This window comes from Candidatus Nitrosopumilus sp., from assembly GCF_028278985.1.
Taxonomy (GTDB): Archaea; Thermoproteota; Nitrososphaeria; order Nitrososphaerales; family Nitrosopumilaceae; genus Nitrosopumilus.
In genome coordinates, this window is the sequence record NZ_JANQTA010000023.1 from 13,832 (window position 1) to 32,744 (window position 18,913).

An 18,913-nucleotide genomic window follows, 5' to 3' on the forward strand; every position below is an offset into this window, starting at 1 on the left:
TGATCCATCAAAATCATTATCCTATTCTGCCATTGAAAATGATTTTCTCATCGGTATTGGATGGAGTTGATCTATCAATATACCTGATTTCATATTTATCCCCAATATGGATTGGTTTTCCATCCACTTCTCTGGGAATTTTTATTTTGACTTCAAACGTGTTTGAGTTGGGTCCTGTTTCCAATAAAAATGCAGAATTTGCATCAAATTTTGGATTTGCCAATGTTGTTCTTATTCCTCCTTCCCCTCTAAACTCAAACAAATTAAGAGAAATTCTATCAACTTCTTTTGAATCTCTGTTTGCATCTGGCTCATAGATTCGTAGAGTGAATTCATGGCCTATTCTAGATCCTCCTCCCGCTGTTTCGACTTTGGCAAATGTTTTTGAAAGTTTTACAGATTTTACTAGAACTCTTTGTTCTCCTGCACTATCTGATTGATCTAAATACTTTACCAGGATAATGTCATCCTGACTGATTTGTTTGCCATTTACTGTGTCTGGTAATTCTAACTTTACATAAAATTGACCTGTGTTAGGACCCGTCTCAATCATTGTCTCCGGTCCTGGAATTGTCTCTCCATTAATTGTAAATTCTAAAAGTCCATCTGTTTCAATTATTTCAACTCCACCATGTGCTAAATTCAAATCATGATCTGTTATGTAGAAATTTACTATGGAATCACTTGATGCAGGAATTGACTTGATTTGATTTTCAGATTTTGAAGCGGGAGTTGGGTTAAAGGCAATTCCTAGCATTTTCATTTTCTCAGCAGTGTTCTCAATTACGCAGGCTGGATTTCCATTATTTCTAATGACTAATTCTAACCCCGTTTTGCATTGGATTTCTTCAAGGGCAATGCCTTGTTTGACTTGCTTTTTTGGAGATTCTATCTGTGCATCGACTGGAATACTAGATGAAATTAACAAAATGGCAAATATTCCAAGAAAAATTCCTCTAGTTGCTGTATTCACTACCTCAACATTGGTATTTTTTCTTAAAAGTATTCAGAATAAATTCTACTTTTAGACCTAGAATTAATTAATAGATAGATCTCATCATCACTATTGAAAAAAATTGGTCTTCTGGGATGTGGTGCAATAGGAACTCAAATTGCAATGGCAATTGATTCAGGAAAAATTGATGGAACACTAACACATGTTTTTGACGAATCAAAAGAAGTAGCTCAAACTCTAGTTTCTAAATTAACCAATAAACCAGAGATTGTTGAAAACTCTCATCTACTATCTTCTCATCCAGTAAATATTGTTGTAGAAGCTGCGTCTCAAGATGCTGTAAAAGATGTAGGTTTGAGTGTTTTACAAAATAAACGTGATTTAATGATAATGAGTGTTGGTGCACTACTTGATGAATCAATATATGATATTTTATCAGATGCATGCAAGGATTTCAAAAAAACTATCTATCTTCCCTCAGGTGCTATTGCAGGATTAGATGCAATCAAGTCAGTAAAAGATGAATTGGAATCTCTCTCAATTACCACTACAAAACATCCTCACTCTCTTAAAGGTGCAAAGTTTTTTGAAACTTCAGAAGTTAATTTAGAAGAAGTTTCTTCTCCAACCATTATTTTTGAAGGAACTGCAAAAGAGGCTGTATCGCTATTCCCAGCAAACATCAATGTTGCAGCTTTACTTTCTTTATCTGGAATAGGCAGCGAAAAAACTAGAGTGAAAATTGTTGCAGACCCTGATACTGACAAAAATACTCATCATATAGAAGCATCCGGGAAATTTGGAAAAATGTCATTTACAATAGAAAACTTTCCAGATCCAAACAACCCAAAAACAAGTAGGTTGGCAATTTTGTCAGCTATCGAAACTCTGAGAAAATATTGTACAGATGAGATTCAAATTGGCACGTAATATGGCAATTATTGCCACATTTGGTGGGATTTTTGAGAATTATAGGCGACTTCCCATTCTTTAAATTCCCTTGAAATCAATTTTCATAGGACTATGTTAGTACAACAAGCCTCAAAACTCAAAGACGAGATTCTGAGACTCAAAAAGGAAAAAGACGTTGTAATTTTAGCTCATAATTATCAAATTCCAGAAGTCCAAGACATTGCTGACTTTACGGGAGATTCTCTTGGTCTTTCAAGACAAGCAGCAAAGGTTCCTCAAAAAACAATTTTGTTTTGTGGAGTAAATTTCATGGCAGAGACTGCTGCAATAATCAGTCCTCAAAAAAAGGTACTGCTTCCAGATTTAGAAGCTGGCTGTTCATTATCTGATTCAATCACTGTGGATGAATTAAGAAATTGGAAAAAACAACATCCAGGTGCAATTGCAGTAGGTTATGTCAACACAACAGCTGAAATCAAAGCTGAACTTGATTACTGTTGTACATCATCAAATGCTGTAAATGTTGTAAAGGCAATTCCAGAAGATAAGCAAATTTTATTTTTGCCTGACATGTTCTTGGGTTCTTATGTGGCAAAAATGACTGGAAGAAAAAATATCCATATTTGGGCAGGTGAATGTCATGTTCATGCTGGAATTACTCCAGAAGATGTTACACAGAAATTAGAATCAATGAAAGATGCTGAATTTGTTATTCATCCTGAATGTAGTTGTACTACACCTATGATGCATGATGTAGCTGATGGCAGCTATGATGATCAGAAAGTTTCTATTCTTTCAACTGAAGGAATGCTTAACCATGTCAAAAAATCTTCTGCAAAAAATTTTGTTGTTGCAACTGAAACAGGAATTTTGTATAGGATGAGACAGCAAAATCCTGATAAAACATTTGTTCCAGCATCCGAAAAAGCTGAATGCCAATATATGAAAATGATTAACTTGGAAAATGTCTATGATACTTTAATCAATGAAAAGAATGTTGTTACAGTTCCTAAAGATATTGCAGATAAAGCACGTTTAGCAATTGATAGAATGCTTGCAATAAGTTAATTGTGTGACTCTATTGGTTGGATTATTTAGTAGAGCTCCTAAAGATCCTCAACAAAAAAAGAATGTTGAAAAACTTAAAGAATTCAAAAAACTTGTTAAAGACAAAAAATATGAACAGGCCATAAAATCAGGCACAGAATATCTCCATAAGGTGCCTAACAATCATGATGTGTTGTTTACTATGGGTGGAATTTACTATATGAAAAACAAGTACAAAACTGCACTCTCCTATTTTGATAAAGCACTTGAGATTGGCTCCTATGATGTTGATGTTTTACTACTAAAAGCATATTCTCATCAAAAACTAAGTGAAAAAAAGAAAGCCATTGAATGTTGTGAAAAAATTAAAGAAGTAGATCCCAAAAACAAATCTGTTACTGAATTGTTGTCTGAATTATCTTAAACTTCCAAACTTACGTCAATACCATTGACTGAATTTGTAATACTTCCAACTGAAATTATATCTACTCCTGTTTTTCCATATTTTGAAATATTTTTTGATGTAATTCCTCCAGAAGCTTCTAGTTGAACCTTTTTTCTCAATTTGTTTTTCTTTAATACTTGAATTGTTTTTGAAATTTGGCCAGGTGTGAAATTATCTAGCATGATAATTGTTGCACCTTCTCTTGCTGCAAGCAACGCATCTGACATATTTTCTACTTCAACTTCAAATTTCTTGTGTTTTTTCTTTGCTTTCTGAATTAAAGATAGCAGAGAGCTTTCTGCAGCAATATGGTTGTCTTTGATCATGACCATTTCATCTAATCTTAGTCTGTGTTTTTTTCCTCCTCCAATTTCAACTGCTTCTTTGTCAAAGTAACGTAGACCAGGAGCAGTTTTTCTTGTAGCATATAGTTTTGTTCTACTAGGAATTTTTTTTACTAATTCATTTGTTTGTGTAGCGATTCCACTCATTCTTGTAAGTAAATTAAGAACTGTTCTTTCACATGTGAGAATCTTTCCTGCATCTCCAGTTATTCTCATTATGGTTTGATTTGGTAAAATTTTACTTCCATCTTTTTTCTCAATAATGGCAGTACATCCTTTAATTTTGAAAATTTCTTTTGCGTATTTTGTGCCTGCAATGATAGCTTTTTCTCTTGAAATAATTTTTACAGAAATTTTTTTCTTTGTTAGTAATGCTGATGTGACATCACCTTTACCAATATCTTCAGCTAAAAATTGTAATAATTGTTTTTTAGAATTAAATGACAACATTATGGGTAATTGTTAATATGATTTTAAAGATTTAGAATTTTTTTATGTAACTTTGATTGCATACTTGCCTTTTTGAGTGATACCTAATGTTTTAGAAATTTCAGAATTTGTAGGATCAACTACTAAAACAATACCATTCCAATCTGGTGTTAAATCTGCTGACTTGCAAACTGGGCAAACTTTTCCTGTTGTAACAAATTTACATTTTCTGCATGCCATTTCTCTTGCCATTTTAACTAGCCTCTACTTCTGCTTCTTTGGCTGGCTCTTCAGCACCGCCACCTGCTTTCTTTATTTCTTCTGCAATCCAATCGTCTGCACCAAGGAATGGTTGTCTACATGTAATTCCAATCTTACCCATTGCAGCTGCTTTTCCTAATGAAACTGCAGTAATTCTTGCACGTAGTGTTGAACCCACTTTTAATGTTCTACCACTTTGATTAGCTAAAATCATTCCAGATTTTACATCACTCTTTAGATAATCATCCATTACTTGTGACAAGTGAAGTAGTGCATCAGTTGGACCGATTCTTACAAATGCACCAAAGTCTGTAATGTCAACTATTTCTCCTTGAACAATTTCTTGTAATTTTGGATAAAATGTTAATGCTTCAAATTCGACTTTATGGAATGTACCTCCATCTCCAGCAATCATTTTTCCCATTTCGTCAACTTTAGCATCTAAAATCATAATGATGTAACCCAAGTCTGCATTAATCATACTCTCGTATTTTTCCTTGAGAATGTTTACTGCTGCCTTTTTGAGTGTGGTTCCAAACAAGCTTGGAGGAATCCTAACGACATCAACTAGGGTAGATATAGAAAACAACTGTGCTGTTTTTCTTGAATTTCAATTTATGAATCTTTGGGTGTTTTACGCCTAATTTTCTAAAGAATTATGTAATTTTTTAAAAAAATCCTAATTTCTTCCATATTGAAATTGCTCATTATTGCATCCTATGCAAAATCAATTTTCTATTCAGAAAAATCAAATTTTTATTTGAAAATTTAGTTTTGCATAGATAAGGTACGCCTAAGAATTTCTAGGTTTAAATACTGTGAATGGACTTTTTGACGCAATGGTTGGAGTAGATCAAGTTTTAGAAAAACTCGGTACTGTGATTGATCCTGACTTGAAACAAGATATTGTTTCTATGGGAATGATCAAAGATTTAGAATTAAATGATAACAACCTGAAATTTACTTTAGAACTAACCACTCCTGCATGTCCATTCAATGTGGAAATCGAAGATGATGTGAGAAAAGTAATTGGTGAACTGACTGAACTAAAGAGTTTTGATATGAATGTCACTGCCAAAGTAATGGAAGGTCGTTCCTTAGATGAAGACACTGGAATGGCCACTGTCAAGAACATCATTGGCGTTGCAAGTGGTAAAGGTGGTGTAGGAAAATCAACTGTTTCACTTAACTTAGCAATAGCATTATCTCAATCTGGAGCTAAAGTCGGACTACTTGATGCAGATATCTATGGTCCAAGTATTCCATTAATGCTTGGAATGAAAGATGGTTACATGGAAGTTGAAGAAAATAAACTTCAACCAGCTGAATCAAACGGATTGAAAGTTGTTTCTTTTGGTTTCTTTGCTGAGCAATCCCATCAAGCAGCAATTTATCGTGGCCCAATTATCTCTGGAATCTTAAAACAATTTTTGGTAGATACTAACTGGTCTGATCTTGATTACTTGATAGTTGATTTACCTCCTGGTACAGGAGATATCCCATTAACACTTGCACAAACTATTCCTATCACTGGAATTCTTGTAGTTACTACTCCTCAAGATGTTGCAAGCAATGTTGCAGTAAAAGCAATTGGTATGTTTGAAAAGCTCAACGTTCCAATTATTGGTGTTGTAGAAAACATGAGTCACTTTGTATGTCCTGGCGGAGATGAGAAACATTACATCTTTGGACAAGGAGGAGGAAAAAAGATTAGCGAACAATACAAAATGCCTTTCTTAGGTGAGATTCCATTAAACTCTGGAATTATGTCTGGTTCTGATTCAGGAAAACCAATTATGATGACAGATCCTGATTCTCCAAGTGCAATTGCATTTAGAGCATCTGCAAAAAATATTGCAGCACAATGTAGTATTCTTGCAGCAAAATTACAACAAGAAATGGAGTCAGAGGGAAATACTGATGACTCTACAAAAGAATCTTCCACTGAATCTACTCCTGAAACGCAAACTTCAAACTAATTCTGATTTCTGTGAAACTTCCTGAATCATTAAGAGAACAAATGAAAATTCCTTTAGGAATACTTGTTCCTGAAGATAAGACTGACAAGCAAACTATCTTAGAACATCTTGGAAGCGATTACTATCTAATCACAGTAGGGGATAGAACTACTGAAAAAATGATTGATTTTGGGTTAATTCCATCTTTACAAATTGTTGACGGTATTGAAAAACGTGAAAAAAGAATTCATCCAAAAATAACTTCTGAAACTACAGAGTTATCCGTTGATAATCCTCCAGCAGAAATTACAAATCAAAGTATTGAGGTTATTAAAAAATCCCTTTCTATGCCTTCTCCTGTACGACTGACAGTTAATGGTGAAGAGGATCTTTTAGTGCTTCCAGTATGTATTCATGCTCCTGACAATGCAATTGTAATGTATGGTCAGCCCAATGAAGGTCTAGTCATAGTCACGGTTACTCCAGAAATTAGAAATAAAACACAATCCTTACTTGATCTAATGGAATAATCGGGGTGTGATGAGACGGTGGCTGTATGATTAATGATTACACTACTAAAACCTCTGACCCTATTAATTCATAATTAGAAGAATCAAAATAAACCAAAATTTGCACAAGAATTGACATTTCAAGATAAACACGGATTGAAAGATGTACTTATGTGAAACTTGATCCTGATCTTAAATTACAAATTTTAGAAAAAGTTGGAATTTACTCAAACCGTTTTTCTATTCCTGAACCTACAATTTTACTTACAACAAAAGAGGTTCTTGACGCACCAAAGGAAATGACTGAAGGAAGACGAACTTCTGCATACAAATACTATGGTGTTGCTTACCTTCAGCATAATCTAGTCTTCATCAACGTGCGAAAAATTCCTGATGAGAAAACTCTTGAAAATACTATTGTACATGAACTAATCCATATGAGATTTCCATATCTTGCCCATGGAAAGAGATTCAACAAACTCGTTAGGCAAGGACTGAAAGGCAAATCATTTTTGCCATATCGAAAAAGATCCAAAGTCCACGCTATTTGATTTATATTTCCCAGACTAGGGCAAGCTGATATAACATGGAAATCTCTGAGATTCTGCCATTTATCGCAGGAATTGCATCATTTTTAGTAGCCGGAGGTTTGGTTGCATGGATTTCAAAACAACCTTCTGGAACAAAAGAGATGATGGATATCTCAAATGCTGTCAAAGTTGGGGCTGCGGCATTTTTGAAAAGAGAAATGAAAATTATTGTCCCTGTTGCAATTGCATTAACTGTAATCATTGGAGCATTCCTTACTCCTTCAAACGGTCTTGCATTTGCAGTTGGTGCTGCATTATCTGCAGTAGCAGGAATTATCTCATTAAAAATTACAGTAAAAGCTGCAGTAAGAGCTGCACATCTAAGTAATGACGGATTAGGAAAAACATTTGCTATGGCCTTTAGAGGCGGTGCAACAGTTGGTCTTGCAGTACCTGCAATGGCATTAATGGCAATTGCAGGATTGTACCTTGTTTATCCAGACCCAATCACAATTGCAGGTGTTGGAATTGGTGCAAGTCTCATTGCTTTATTCATTAGAATTGGTGGAGGTATCTTCACAAAAGCAGCAGATATGGGTGCAGACTTGGTAGGAAAAGTTGAAGCAAATATTCCTGAAGATGATCCTAGAAACCCTGCAACAATTGCTGATAACGTAGGAGACAACGTTGGAGATGCAGCAGGAATGGGTTCTGATGTTTACGAATCATACATTGTTACAATTTTAGCAGCATTACTAATTGCAGCATTAATCGGTGCACCAAACTATTTCCTTTATCCAATCTTAGTTGGCTCATCTGGAATGATTGCATCAATCATTGGTGTTGTTATTGTAGGTTCTAAAGGAGTTACGGATGTCATGAAACCGCTTAATCGTTCATTTTATGTTTCAGCAGCAATTGCAATTGCATTAAACTATGTATTTATCACTCAATTCATTGAGCAAAACCAAGCAGCATATGCTTTGTTTGGAACAACAGTCATTGGAGTTATTTTAGTTCCTGTAATTCAAAAGATTACTGACAGGTACACAAGTTATCAACATGGTCCTGTAAATGAGATTGCAGACTCTGCAAAATGGGGTTATGCATCATTAACATTGATGGGAATTATCAAAGGCATGCAATCAACTGGACCATTTATGATTGCATTAGTTGTAGCAATTATCATATCTTATAGTATTGCAGCTGCAGCAGCTCCTGAAGGTGCAGACCCAGTATTGTATGGTATCTTTGGAACTTCTCTAACTGCTATGGCAATGTTGAGTCTTGCAGGAATTGTTCTAAGTATCGATGCATTTGGTCCAATTGCAGATAATGCTGGTGGTATTGTTGAGATGACTGGAATGGGAGAAGAAAATCGTAAAGTTACTGATGAGATTGATGCAGTTGGAAATACAACAAAAGCCGTAACCAAAGGATTTGCAATTGCTAGTGCCGCATTAGCTGCATTGGCAATGATTCAAGCATTCCAATTTGAAGCAGCACACATCTTTGAAGGTGTATTAGAATTAGATTATAGTTTAACAAATCCTGCAATCATTGTTGGTCTTTTGGTAGGTGGATTAATTCCATTCATCATTACTGGTCAGCTCATTAACGGTGTATCTCGTGCTGCTGGCAAGATGGTAGATGAGGTAAGACGTCAATTCAAATCTGATCCTGAAATTTTAACTGGTAAATCAAAACCTGATTATGCAAAGTGTGTAGATATTGCAACTGTAGCTTCTATCCGTGAACTTTGGAAACCAGCAATTGTTGCAATTATTGCTCCGATTATTCTTGGTATCATTTTAGGCCCAACTGCAGTGGCTGGATTACTTATGGGTTCAGTTGTAACTGGTATTCTACTTGCTTATCACTTGGCTAACACTGGTGGTGCATGGGATAACGCAAAGAAATTAGTTGAGATGAAAGGTGAAAAAGGTTCAGAAGTTCACAAAGTTGCAGTTGTAGGTGATATCATTGGTGATCCTTACAAAGATACTGCAGGTCCTGCCCTAAACACAGTAATCAAGTTACTAAACACAATTGCAATCGTATTTGTATCTGCATTTGTTGCAATTCTTGCTATCTAAGATTTTTCTTCAACAACTTGTGTCATATCTAACTCGTCGACTTGTGCTTGAATAGCTTTTTTCAAAGTCTCTTCATGTTTATCACAAAATTTAAAGAAATTATCTGCAGTTTGAAAGCATCCGCATATCCATTCAGTTTTTTTATCTCCTTCTACTGTCCATTTTGAATATTTGTGTTCAACCATACAAAATCAAAAACTTGATAATAAAAAAACTAATTCTTTTGAAAAAGGAAAAAAATGTTTAAGGACAGCCTTCCATCTTTTGGATAAAGTAGCCTTTTTCCTTAATTGCCTGTTCTACAGGCTCTGGTGCACCTTGTGAGTGACAAAATTGACATTCATTTGTTGTCATTGTTGCGTCAGCTTCACCGATAGATGATAACCATTCTTTACCATATGAAATGGCTTTGTCATGGTCTTTTTCACCAGTAATTACATCAAAGTGCATGGTATGACCATCTGCTGCTTTGACATAAGTGTCGTATACGTGAATTTCCATAATTGTAATCAAAAAAAGGGATATTTAATTCAAAATGAAATTCTCTTGCTCTGTTTCCATCTGCTTCATTATTTTTGGATGACACAGTAATGAACTATGGGCAGCAGAATCAGTACCAATTCCATAACTTACAGTGGAATCTCCCACAAAATACAATCCTTTGATATTTTTAATCTCATGTGGCATTTTTTGTTTCCAAACCATTCCTGGCTCTTTTACAACTGCTTCTACTAATTTCCAAGCCATTGGGCGTTCCCACAAGAGTGATTTCTCAAAGTTTGGATAAATTTCTGCAATCTCTTCTCTCATTTTTTTGCTAATTTCTTTGATCTTTTCAGGATTTTCTGTGTACTCTGATGGAACAGGAGTTCCTGCCATTAGTAGATGTTCTCCTGGTGGTGAAACTTTGTCAGTCATATTAGAAATGAAAAAGATTCCTTTTGAAGTATATTTTTCACTCATTGGAAATACAATTTGTTTGTCATCAATTTTTTCTGATGTACAAAAGTGAGTTTCAACAACTGAAGTTGTTTTGTTTAATTTTTCAACTTTGCTCAAGAACTCTTGATCAAATACATTTTCGTCAAAAAGTTGTTTCACAGCAATGTATGCAGGATATGTTACAACTACACTGTCTGCTTTGATGAATTCCCCTTGATTGTTTAGAACACCCTTAACTTTGTTATCTTTAATAACAATTTTTTTAATTGATGAATTCAATTTGACTTGGTTATTTTTTTCAATAATGAAATCTGATAATTTTTCGCAAATTTTATCATATCCTCCTTCATCTGGATATGCAAATTCACTTGTTCCTCCTTTGAATGGATTTGCTCTAATCATGGTTCTCACAAATTCTCCTAATGACACATGCTCAGGTGTATCCGCAAATGCTAACATACACACTGCATCAAAAAATGATTTTGTATTACTGTCTAACTTGTTTGTAATTTCCGTAAGTGATTTGTCATCTAGTTCTTCTGCTTTTTTCATTGATGAAAAAGCCATGGGAGCAAGTATTCGAAGAAGTTTGATCCTACTTGAGAAGGGAACTATTGATAGCTTTAGAATATCTGCTATTCCTTTTGGATATTTGAAGAATTTTTTGTCTTTAAAGAATGAAATATCGCTTACCAAAGCCAGTTTGAGCCTTGAAGTGATTCCTATTTTCTCAAGCACTTGGTATACAGCTGATGTTTTGTAAAATGGCATTATGTGAAAGCCATTATCCAAAATATGATTTCTATATGCCATTGATGTAGTTCTGCCTCCTACTTTGGATGATTTTTCAAAAATCTTTACAGATATTCCTTCATTTGATAATAGTGCCCCTGTGGATAAACCACTAACTCCTGCCCCGATAATTACAACTTCTTTCAAATTATCTAATTTTTTACTTCATTTGTTTTAAAGAAAGAGTAGTTGTAAGACAGTTAGCACTATAATTCAATTCAAAATTTTTATCCTCTATGCCTTTGATTAAATCGTGAAATACAGGGTAGAAATCAAATTACATGATTCTTCAATTGATATTGAACTAGATGATTCCAATTCCCCAAAAACTGTAAAAGAATTTGTTGAGAAACTTCCTTTTACTGTGGATCTAAATGTGTGGGGTGATGAAATCTATTCGTCTAAATCTCCCATAACTCAACCAGAAGAAAATGCACAGTCTCCAGTTGAACTAAATGATGTTGCATATTGGCCTACTGGAAAAGCAATCTGTTTGTTTTATGGTCCAACCCCAATAGGAAAACCTGGTGAAATTACTCCTGCATCACCTGTTAATATCATTGGGAAAATTGTTTTTCCTGACAAACAAATTCTAGAAAAAGCAGAAGGGGAAACTGCTACCTTTACATTGCAGAATTAGTTTTCTGAAATTTCTATTTCTTTGATTTCTTGTTCCAAAACAAAAGCTCTGAAATCTTTGTTAACTCCTGAATAGATTATCCATACTACTGGGTTTGTCTCCATGAATTTTCTATCAGTATTTGATGGAAATGCTTCTGAGTTTGGATGTGAGTGAAAAATCCCTACTACTTCGAGACTTTTCTCTTCAGCCATTTTGTAGCCTTCAATTAATTGTTCATTTGAAATTGTAAAATTTACAGGTGATTCTTCCACATTTTCTGTTAGAAACGTGTCTGAAACCGTGTTTTCTTTCCCAAATAGTATAGCACAGGATTCATTTGGTTGTTCATTTTCTGCATGTTTTCTTAAATTTTCTAAAATTGATTGAGATAAAATTATCTTCTGCAAATCTATTCTACGTTAACAGTTCCAACCATCCATGGATGGAATACACAGAAGTAATCATAACTTCCTGCTTCAGTAAATGTAAATTCGAATTTGTCTCCTGCCATCATTGTTTCTGAATCAAATATCTCAGTTAATTCAGCTGGTGGTGCACCTGATGTTACGGTGTGTACCGTGTTATCAATATTGTCCCATACTACTGTTGTTCCAACTTGAACATCAATGACTTCAGGATCATAGTAGATTTGTCCGTCTTCTGGTAGTGCTGCTCCTTCTGGAATTATAACTTCAGTAATTACTGGTTCTTTAGCTTCTTCAATGATTAATGTTGAAACCATCCATGGATGAACAATACAAAAGTATTCGTATTCACCTGGAGCAATATCTGTTGTATCTAAAGAGTAAACTGCAGCTGCATCCATCAACCCTGAATCAAATGTTTCACCTTGATCTTCAAAACTTGTAACTGTATGTGCTACAGAATCTGCATTAGTCCATTCCACAATGTATCCTTGTGACACTGTCGCAACATCTGGATCATAGTCTGGATTGCCTTGAGTTGCAGAACCTTCTAGAATTTCAATTGCAAATACTGGTCCTTTTGGTGCAACATCTTCTTCAGATGGTTCTTCTACTTCTGTAGATTGTGGTATCATGTATTGATCAGGACTTACAAATCCAAACGCAAACCACATGATAATTCCCGTTGCACCTGCCATTCCAACAATTGAACCAACTGGCTTTAGTAATTTTGGATGTTTCATTGCCAAGTATGCAATGATAATTGATGGGAATGCAATTGCCATTAAAATTCCTGCTAATGTAATTGTGTAATCTGATGTATTCCAAGTAAGTGCAAACATACCAAATCCAAGTGAAATTGATGCAATTACCAAAACAGTTGCTTTGGCTCTGTTGCTTGTTGAGACTCCTCCATCAAGAATACCTGTTGCTAAGAAGATTAAACCTACAAACATGGTCAAACCTGTAAGAGCGTGCATACCATCGATGAATGTATGTGCTAAACCTGCATAAGATAAGGTCAATCCAGCCAAACCTATGGCTGTAAGTCCCATTCCTGGCATCATGAGGTCCCAATTACTCATTTAAGGTAGCTGGTAGGACTGAGATACTTATTCCTTTTGAAATCTGATAGATCTGGCAGACGAAGAAATTAAATGGCTTTGGAAGAGGATACAGTGAGTTGGGATTTAATGAAGTAATGGAGATATCCAAACCCCGAATTGTAGTTCTCTTAGTAATCACTGCTGTGACTTCGATGTTTGCAGCAAGTAAACTAGTTCCAGGGGCACCTGAGCTTGATTATTGGGCATATTTGCACATTATTGTTGCCGGAGCTTTAGCATCAGCTGGTTCTAGTGCCTTGAATCATTATTATGATAAAGACATTGATCCAAAAATGACCAGAACAAGTTCAAGACCTATTCCGTCTGGAAGAATGGCAGCATCACATGTCTTAATTTATGGATTAGTTGTTAGTTGTATTTCTGTAATCTATGGTTTCTTTTTGTTAAACCCAGTTTCTGCTTTCTTTATTGCAGTAGGTATATTCTCTTATGTCATCATCTACACTGTTTGGTTGAAGCGTCTTAACACTTCAAACATTGTCATTGGTGGAATTGCTGGCAGTGCTGCTGCATGGGCTGGATGGGCAGCTGCAACTGGTAGTATGGATCTTTTAGGATTCTTAGTTGGCTTTTTGGTATTTGTTTGGACTCCATCACACTTTTGGTGTCTTGCAATGAAGATTAAAGATGAATATGCACAAGCTGAAGTTCCTATGCTACCTGTTGTTATTGGAATGCAAAAAACTTCAAAGTATATTTTAGGTAATACCCTAATTTTACTTCCATATTCTTTGATTCTTTCATTTATTCCAGATGGAATGGGTGTTGTCTATACTGCTATTGCAGCAGTTTCTGGAGGCTTAATGCTTGCATACCATTACAAGTTAACAAAGAATCCAACATCTGAATTTGCATGGAAGGCATACAAAGTTACTGCTCCTTATCTAACAATTATTTTCGTGGCTGTAGCATTAGATGCTGCCTTCCACATTCCTTTATTCTAATTATTTGTCAAAACCAGGAAAACTTGCTTCGTAATCTTTTTCCATTACTTTCTTGTTTTCTTCATCCACAGCATCTTTTTCTTCTTTAACGACAAATACTTCTATTCTTTTTTCGTCTTTTGTAATCCAAGAGACTTTGATCAAACCAAGAATTTCTAAATCAAGAAGAATTTTGTTGAATCTATCTTCAGCTAAAGCCGTATCATCTTTTGTTAGACTTTTGTAAAGCTCAACATCTGTTAGCGAACCTGCTTCTTTTATCTTATCAAATACTCTATTTCTGATTGGAATTGCCATGATATTATCCGTAAAACGTCTTATCTCCTGATTTTGGTACCACATTAGATATACTTTCCTTCACAGAATTATACCACTGATCAACTTCATTAGTAATTGATGGTCTTACTTGCTTCAAACTATTTGCAAAATCTTGACTAGTAATTTTTGCAGATTTATTTCTCATTGCATGAACTGCAGCCTCTCTACATAATGCTGCTAAATCTGCACCAGTATAGTTTTGTGTTGCAACAGCAATTTCTTGTAATTTTACATCTTTGCTTAATGGCATTTTTCTTGTAAGAATTTCAATAATTTCTAATCTTCCTTTCTCATCTGGTGGTGATACATACAGAACTAAATCTAAGCGACCAGTTCTAAGTAATGAGTTGTCTAGTACGTCTGGTCTATTTGTAATTCCAATTACTACGACTCTTGATGTAATTCCTTCTTCAATTTCAGTAAGTAATTGACTAAGTATTGTTTCTCCAACCCCACTTTCTCCTGATTTACTTCTTGCAAGTGAGTCTAGTTCATCAAAGATTACAACACATGGTGATGAGGCCTTTGCTTTTCTGAAAATCTCTCTAATTGCTTTTTCAGATTCACCTATCCATTTTGAAAGAATTTCGGGACCTCTAACAAGAATCATGTTTGCACCTGTCTCTGTGGCCAAAGCTCTACCAAGGAGTGTTTTTCCACAGCCAGGAGGACCGTAAATCAATGCACCTCTTGGAGGTTTAATTCCCATCTTGGTAAATTTACTTGGTTCTTTCATTGCCATTATCAAATTATCTGTAAGTGCATTTTTGATCTCTTCAAGACCTCCAACATCTTGCCACCAAACTTTTGGTCTTTCTACGTAAAACTCTCTCATTGCAGTTGGAACGACTTCATGCATTGCATCGTAGAAGTCAATTAACTTGATTTGCATTGATTGCAATACCTCGGAAGGAATTTTTTCAGTTTCAAGATCAATTTCTGGTAAATATCTGCGAATTGATTTCATTGCAGCTTCTCTGCACAATGATTTGATATCTGCACCAGTATATCCGTGCAATTCTGAAGCTAAATCTTTCAAATCAATGTCATCACTAACTGGCATTCCTCTAGTATGGATTAACAGAATTTCCAGTCTTCCATCTTCATTTGGTACTGAAATCTCAAACTCTCTATCGAATCTACCTGGCCTTCTTAATGCAGGATCAACACTATCTGGTCTGTTAGTTGCACCAAGAACAATGACGTTTCCTCTGTCATTTAATCCGTCCATCAAAGCAAGTAGTTGTGCAACAACTCTTTTTTCTACATCACCATATGCTTCTTCTCTTTTTGGAGCAATTGCATCAATTTCATCAATGAAAATTATGCTAGGAGAATTATCTTTTGCTTCTTTGAAAATATCTCTAAGCTTAGCTTCTGTTTCACCGTAATACTTGTTCATAATTTCTGGTCCATTAATTGAAAACATGTTTGCTTCTGATTCACTTGCCATAACTTTTGCAAGCAATGTCTTTCCACAGCCAGGAGGACCATAAAGCAAAATTCCACTATGTGGTTCAATTCCCAATCTTGCAAATAATTCTGGATGTTTTAGTGGTAGTTCTACAATCTCTCTCATTGCTTTTACTTCGTGTCTGAGGCCACCAACTTCCTCATATGTTACTCTAACTTTTCTATCCACTGCAGTTTCAGTTGATATGTTCAAGTTTGTAGAGCGGTCAATCTTTACTACGCCCTTAGGAGTTGTTTTTGTAATTTTAAAGTCCATTGAATTTCCTAAAATCATCACAGAAATTTCATCACCGTGAGTAATTGGCAATCCTTTCAATCTGTTTTTTACAAAATCTGTAAATTCTTTATCTACAGTTACTGAATCATTTACTGGAGTTAATGCAATTGTCTTTGCAATTTTAGAAGTTACTTTTCTAATCTTTACGATATCATTTAGTGATGCTCCAACATTTTTTCTTGTTTGCCCATCAACTCTGATAATATCTGGAAACTTTTCATCTTCATCAACTGGCCATACTACTGCACAACTTGATCTTGAACCCATCACTTCAATAATATCTCCAGGAGTTACTTTGAGAAAGTCCATTGCTTCTGGACCGATTCTAGCACGCTTTTTGCCTACGTCTCGTTGCTTTGCTTCTCCAATTCTCATTTGCAAAGGTTCTTCTTTGCGAGCCAAAAAACCACCTATTTCATGTCTACTGACATTCTACTCATGTTGAGTACTTCGAATTCACTGACGCCTTCTGTACCTTTTACAGCATTTTCAAGTGCGTCACTTTGACCTTCTTTGTCTTCTAAAACGAATTCGGCTTTCAAAAATTCTAATCCAAATGCCAATGGTTCTTTTGCATGTCTCTTCATGTTGATACCTTCTGGTAATGATGACTTCAGAGTTTCAGCAAGTTTGTCTAAGTCTACTTCAGTTCCTTCAGGGAGAATTTTTGTGATAAATAGTAATTGTGCCATTTTCTTTAAGGTCCTGTAAATCCACATGTTGCACAAGTATAACTTTTTGCTGCTTCTCTGCAACTTGAACATCTCCATATCAATTCATTACCGCATTCTGGACAGTTGAATTTTACACATTTATCATTAGGCATAATATGTCGGTTGCAACCATTACATTTTGGTAATACGATTGTAGATGATGACATACCTGAAAATTCGGCAAACATCATTTATACCTTCCTTAGAAATTGGGCACGTTTAGTTTAGAAGTTTTTTTAATTCTCCACCTATCAAAGTCTGAACGGTTTTGATAGATCCTTTAACTCCTAATAATTTAATGATGGAACCTGTATGAAAATCAAAATCATCTTTTTCAGAAATTTCATTTATGATTTCTGGAGTAACAGATTCAAATAATTTGTTAATTGTATTGTTGTCTAATCTTTCAAGAATTTTTCTTGCAAGCAATTGTTTTTCAAATTCTTTTCCAAATCTTTCGTTCCATCTTTTCTGATATTGTTCCAAATCTTTTTCATTACCTGTTTTCAAAAACTTAGCAATTGCTTGTCCTGCAAAAACTCCTCCCATTCCACTTGTGTAAATTCCTCCTGCAGTAGTTGGTTTAGCTTGTCCTGCAGCATCTCCTATTATCACAGTTTTTCCTTCTACAAAATTTTCAATTGGACCCTTAATCCAAATTGGAGCAAAAATCTTTCTAATCACTGAAAAATCTCCCTTGTCCTTTAGTAATTCTTCCATCACTTGAGCAACATTGATTCCTTTACCTGCAATTCCAACTTTTCCTTTACTCTCCCCTGATGGAATAACCCATGCAAAAAATCCTGGATATTTCTCTTGATCAAAAAATACTTCTACTTTTCCTTTCTTTATCCAATCTGCGTAAATCTCGTATTGAGCTGATGATAAAATTCCTGTTCTATCTTTATGAATTAGCGATGAAACTCCTCGTGCATCTACAAAAATCTTACAATCAATTTGTTCATCATTAGTTCTTACTCCTTTATCATTGATTTCTTGAAAACTAGTTTTTACTTTGATTGTTGCGCCGTTTTTTTGAGCTTGAAATGCAATTTGCTTGTCTAATTCTCTTCTACTAATCTCAATTACTTTTTGCTTCTTTGAATCAATTGTAAAGTTATTTCCGTTAGGTGATTTGATATTTGCTGATTCAATGAAATGATCAAAAGTATTTCTAAATGGAATTATTCCAAGTTCTTCTAAACCTGATAGACTAACTAACCCTCCGCAGTGTTCTGGTGTGCCAATTTCATAATCTTCTTCAATAACCGTTACCGAGTATCCTTTAGATGCAATTTCTCTTGCACAAAGTAATCCTGCTACACTTCCACCAGCTACGACAACATCAGAGTACACAGATTTTGTTTCTTTGTCAATTATTTAATTCAAAAGTTTTTCATTAAGCCTTTGTTTGGTATTTTCATGGGAGACATTAAGCAAGTCATTGTAGTTAGAACCGATCTTGAAATGGGCAAGGGGAAAATTGCTGCTCAGGTTGGTCATGCTTGTGTTCTAGGTGCAGAACATGTTAGAAAATCTCATCCTGAATGGTACGAGCAATGGTGGGGTGGACAAGAAAAAGTTGTTGTCAAAGTCTCCTCTATCAAAGATTTACAAGAAGTGAAAATACATGCAATTGATTTGAATTTACCTTGGTCTGAAGTAACTGATGCTGGCCATACGCAAATTGCTCCTGGAACCACAACTTGTATCTCCATTGGACCTGCACCTGAAAATTTGATTGACAAAGTTACAGGCGACCTTAAACTATTGTAAATATTGGGAATAAAATAT

The 18,913-nt window shown here is 35.0% G+C and carries 24 protein-coding genes; 10 read left to right on the forward strand and 14 right to left on the reverse strand.

The features are described from left to right. Positions 1 to 16: 16 nt before the first annotated feature. Positions 17 to 940 (reverse strand): hypothetical protein, encoded by a 924-nt coding sequence (locus Q0941_RS08200; protein ID WP_299292978.1) that lies wholly within the window; start codon positions 938 to 940, stop codon positions 17 to 19. A 126-nt stretch (positions 941 to 1,066) separates the two neighbouring features. Between Q0941_RS08200 and Q0941_RS08205 the strand changes: the two genes are divergently transcribed. The 3 genes from Q0941_RS08205 (at position 1,067) to Q0941_RS08215 (ending at position 3,338) form a co-directional block, all read left to right on the forward strand. After that, a complete protein-coding gene (locus Q0941_RS08205) occupies positions 1,067 to 1,885 on the forward strand; it encodes an aspartate dehydrogenase (protein ID WP_299292874.1) in 819 nt (272 codons plus the stop codon). Between the two features lie 93 nt (positions 1,886 to 1,978). Further along, on the forward strand, positions 1,979 to 2,935 hold the full coding sequence (gene nadA / locus Q0941_RS08210; protein ID WP_299292876.1) for a quinolinate synthase NadA: 957 nt from the start codon (positions 1,979 to 1,981) through the stop codon (positions 2,933 to 2,935). A 4-nt stretch (positions 2,936 to 2,939) separates the two neighbouring features. Continuing rightward, positions 2,940 to 3,338, forward strand: a complete 399-nt coding sequence (locus Q0941_RS08215) for a tetratricopeptide repeat protein (protein WP_299292878.1) — start codon at positions 2,940 to 2,942, stop codon at positions 3,336 to 3,338. Here the strand turns inward: Q0941_RS08215 and nadC are convergent. Genes nadC through Q0941_RS08230 form a run of 3 tightly spaced genes read right to left on the reverse strand, consistent with a single transcriptional unit; the run spans position 3,335 to position 4,982 of the window. After that, the gene (gene nadC, locus Q0941_RS08220) at positions 3,335 to 4,153 is read right to left on the reverse strand and encodes a carboxylating nicotinate-nucleotide diphosphorylase (protein ID WP_299292880.1); all 819 of its coding nucleotides are present in this window, start codon (positions 4,151 to 4,153) and stop codon (positions 3,335 to 3,337) included. The two genes, Q0941_RS08215 and nadC, sit on opposite strands and share 4 nt — an antisense overlap. 42 nt (positions 4,154 to 4,195) lie before the next feature. Next, positions 4,196 to 4,384 carry a transcription elongation factor subunit Spt4 gene (spt4, locus tag Q0941_RS08225; protein ID WP_299292882.1) on the reverse strand — a complete coding sequence of 63 codons (189 nt, stop codon included), beginning with the start codon at positions 4,382 to 4,384 and terminating at the stop codon, positions 4,196 to 4,198. Between the two features lies 1 nt (position 4,385). Then, positions 4,386 to 4,982, reverse strand: coding sequence for a DNA-directed RNA polymerase (locus Q0941_RS08230; RefSeq protein ID WP_299292884.1), 597 nt, complete (start codon positions 4,980 to 4,982; stop codon positions 4,386 to 4,388). A gap of 250 nt (positions 4,983 to 5,232) precedes the next feature. Between Q0941_RS08230 and Q0941_RS08235 the strand changes: the two genes are divergently transcribed. The 4 genes from Q0941_RS08235 to Q0941_RS08250 all read left to right on the forward strand — a co-directional run bounded on the left by Q0941_RS08235 (position 5,233) and on the right by Q0941_RS08250 (position 9,486). Beyond that, positions 5,233 to 6,372 carry an Mrp/NBP35 family ATP-binding protein gene (locus tag Q0941_RS08235; RefSeq protein WP_299292886.1) on the forward strand — a complete coding sequence of 380 codons (1,140 nt, stop codon included), beginning with the start codon at positions 5,233 to 5,235 and terminating at the stop codon, positions 6,370 to 6,372. Between the two features lie 41 nt (positions 6,373 to 6,413). Further along, the gene (locus Q0941_RS08240; RefSeq protein WP_299292980.1) at positions 6,414 to 6,881 is read left to right on the forward strand and encodes a GTP-dependent dephospho-CoA kinase family protein; all 468 of its coding nucleotides are present in this window, start codon (positions 6,414 to 6,416) and stop codon (positions 6,879 to 6,881) included. Positions 6,882 to 7,033: 152 nt separating this feature from the next. Further along, positions 7,034 to 7,411: a hypothetical protein gene (locus Q0941_RS08245; protein ID WP_299292888.1), complete on the forward strand. Its 378-nt coding sequence runs from the start codon at positions 7,034 to 7,036 to the stop codon at positions 7,409 to 7,411. A 35-nt stretch (positions 7,412 to 7,446) separates the two neighbouring features. After that, positions 7,447 to 9,486 (forward strand): sodium-translocating pyrophosphatase, encoded by a 2,040-nt coding sequence (locus tag Q0941_RS08250; RefSeq protein WP_299292890.1) that lies wholly within the window; start codon positions 7,447 to 7,449, stop codon positions 9,484 to 9,486. Here Q0941_RS08250 and Q0941_RS08255 read toward each other — a convergent pair. Genes Q0941_RS08255 through Q0941_RS08265 form a run of 3 tightly spaced genes read right to left on the reverse strand, consistent with a single transcriptional unit; the run spans position 9,483 to position 11,367 of the window. After that, on the reverse strand, positions 9,483 to 9,671 hold the full coding sequence (locus Q0941_RS08255; protein WP_299292892.1) for a hypothetical protein: 189 nt from the start codon (positions 9,669 to 9,671) through the stop codon (positions 9,483 to 9,485). The genes Q0941_RS08250 and Q0941_RS08255 overlap by 4 nt on opposite strands. Before the next feature lie 58 nt (positions 9,672 to 9,729). Beyond that, the gene (locus Q0941_RS08260) at positions 9,730 to 9,987 is read right to left on the reverse strand and encodes a DUF2024 family protein (RefSeq protein WP_299292893.1); all 258 of its coding nucleotides are present in this window, start codon (positions 9,985 to 9,987) and stop codon (positions 9,730 to 9,732) included. Positions 9,988 to 10,011: 24 nt separating this feature from the next. Beyond that, positions 10,012 to 11,367, reverse strand: a complete 1,356-nt coding sequence (locus tag Q0941_RS08265) for an FAD-dependent oxidoreductase (protein ID WP_299292895.1) — start codon at positions 11,365 to 11,367, stop codon at positions 10,012 to 10,014. A gap of 106 nt (positions 11,368 to 11,473) precedes the next feature. Between Q0941_RS08265 and Q0941_RS08270 the strand changes: the two genes are divergently transcribed. Beyond that, on the forward strand, positions 11,474 to 11,860 hold the full coding sequence (locus Q0941_RS08270; RefSeq protein ID WP_299292897.1) for a cyclophilin-like fold protein: 387 nt from the start codon (positions 11,474 to 11,476) through the stop codon (positions 11,858 to 11,860). On the opposite strand, the gene Q0941_RS08275 is transcribed toward Q0941_RS08270, so the two are convergent. Both Q0941_RS08275 and Q0941_RS08280 read right to left on the reverse strand, forming a co-directional pair. After that, positions 11,857 to 12,249, reverse strand: a complete 393-nt coding sequence (locus tag Q0941_RS08275; RefSeq protein WP_299292899.1) for a M67 family metallopeptidase — start codon at positions 12,247 to 12,249, stop codon at positions 11,857 to 11,859. The genes Q0941_RS08270 and Q0941_RS08275 overlap by 4 nt on opposite strands. A 2-nt stretch (positions 12,250 to 12,251) precedes the next feature. Then, complete coding sequence (locus Q0941_RS08280) at positions 12,252 to 13,352, reverse strand: plastocyanin/azurin family copper-binding protein (protein ID WP_299292901.1); 1,101 nt, start codon at positions 13,350 to 13,352, stop codon at positions 12,252 to 12,254. A 98-nt stretch (positions 13,353 to 13,450) separates the two neighbouring features. On the opposite strand from Q0941_RS08280, the gene Q0941_RS08285 reads away from it, so the two are divergent. After that, positions 13,451 to 14,338: a heme o synthase gene (locus Q0941_RS08285; RefSeq protein ID WP_299292903.1), complete on the forward strand. Its 888-nt coding sequence runs from the start codon at positions 13,451 to 13,453 to the stop codon at positions 14,336 to 14,338. Here Q0941_RS08285 and Q0941_RS08290 read toward each other — a convergent pair whose 3' ends face one another. The 5 genes from Q0941_RS08290 to Q0941_RS08310 are packed head-to-tail and all read right to left on the reverse strand — an operon-like array spanning position 14,339 to position 18,475. Then, complete coding sequence (locus Q0941_RS08290; protein ID WP_299292905.1) at positions 14,339 to 14,635, reverse strand: hypothetical protein; 297 nt, start codon at positions 14,633 to 14,635, stop codon at positions 14,339 to 14,341. Between the two features lie 4 nt (positions 14,636 to 14,639). Next, positions 14,640 to 16,808, reverse strand: coding sequence for a CDC48 family AAA ATPase (locus Q0941_RS08295; RefSeq protein WP_299292907.1), 2,169 nt, complete (start codon positions 16,806 to 16,808; stop codon positions 14,640 to 14,642). 8 nt (positions 16,809 to 16,816) lie between these two features. Further along, positions 16,817 to 17,098 carry an elongation factor 1-beta gene (locus tag Q0941_RS08300; RefSeq protein WP_299292909.1) on the reverse strand — a complete coding sequence of 94 codons (282 nt, stop codon included), beginning with the start codon at positions 17,096 to 17,098 and terminating at the stop codon, positions 16,817 to 16,819. A 5-nt stretch (positions 17,099 to 17,103) separates the two neighbouring features. After that, on the reverse strand, positions 17,104 to 17,286 hold the full coding sequence (locus Q0941_RS08305) for a zinc finger domain-containing protein (RefSeq protein WP_299292911.1): 183 nt from the start codon (positions 17,284 to 17,286) through the stop codon (positions 17,104 to 17,106). A 52-nt stretch (positions 17,287 to 17,338) separates the two neighbouring features. Further along, a complete protein-coding gene (locus Q0941_RS08310; RefSeq protein ID WP_299292913.1) occupies positions 17,339 to 18,475 on the reverse strand; it encodes an NAD(P)/FAD-dependent oxidoreductase in 1,137 nt (378 codons plus the stop codon). Between the two features lie 66 nt (positions 18,476 to 18,541). Between Q0941_RS08310 and pth2 the strand changes: the two genes are divergently transcribed. Beyond that, positions 18,542 to 18,895 (forward strand): peptidyl-tRNA hydrolase Pth2, encoded by a 354-nt coding sequence (gene pth2, locus Q0941_RS08315; RefSeq protein ID WP_299292915.1) that lies wholly within the window; start codon positions 18,542 to 18,544, stop codon positions 18,893 to 18,895. Positions 18,896 to 18,913 lie beyond the last annotated feature (18 nt).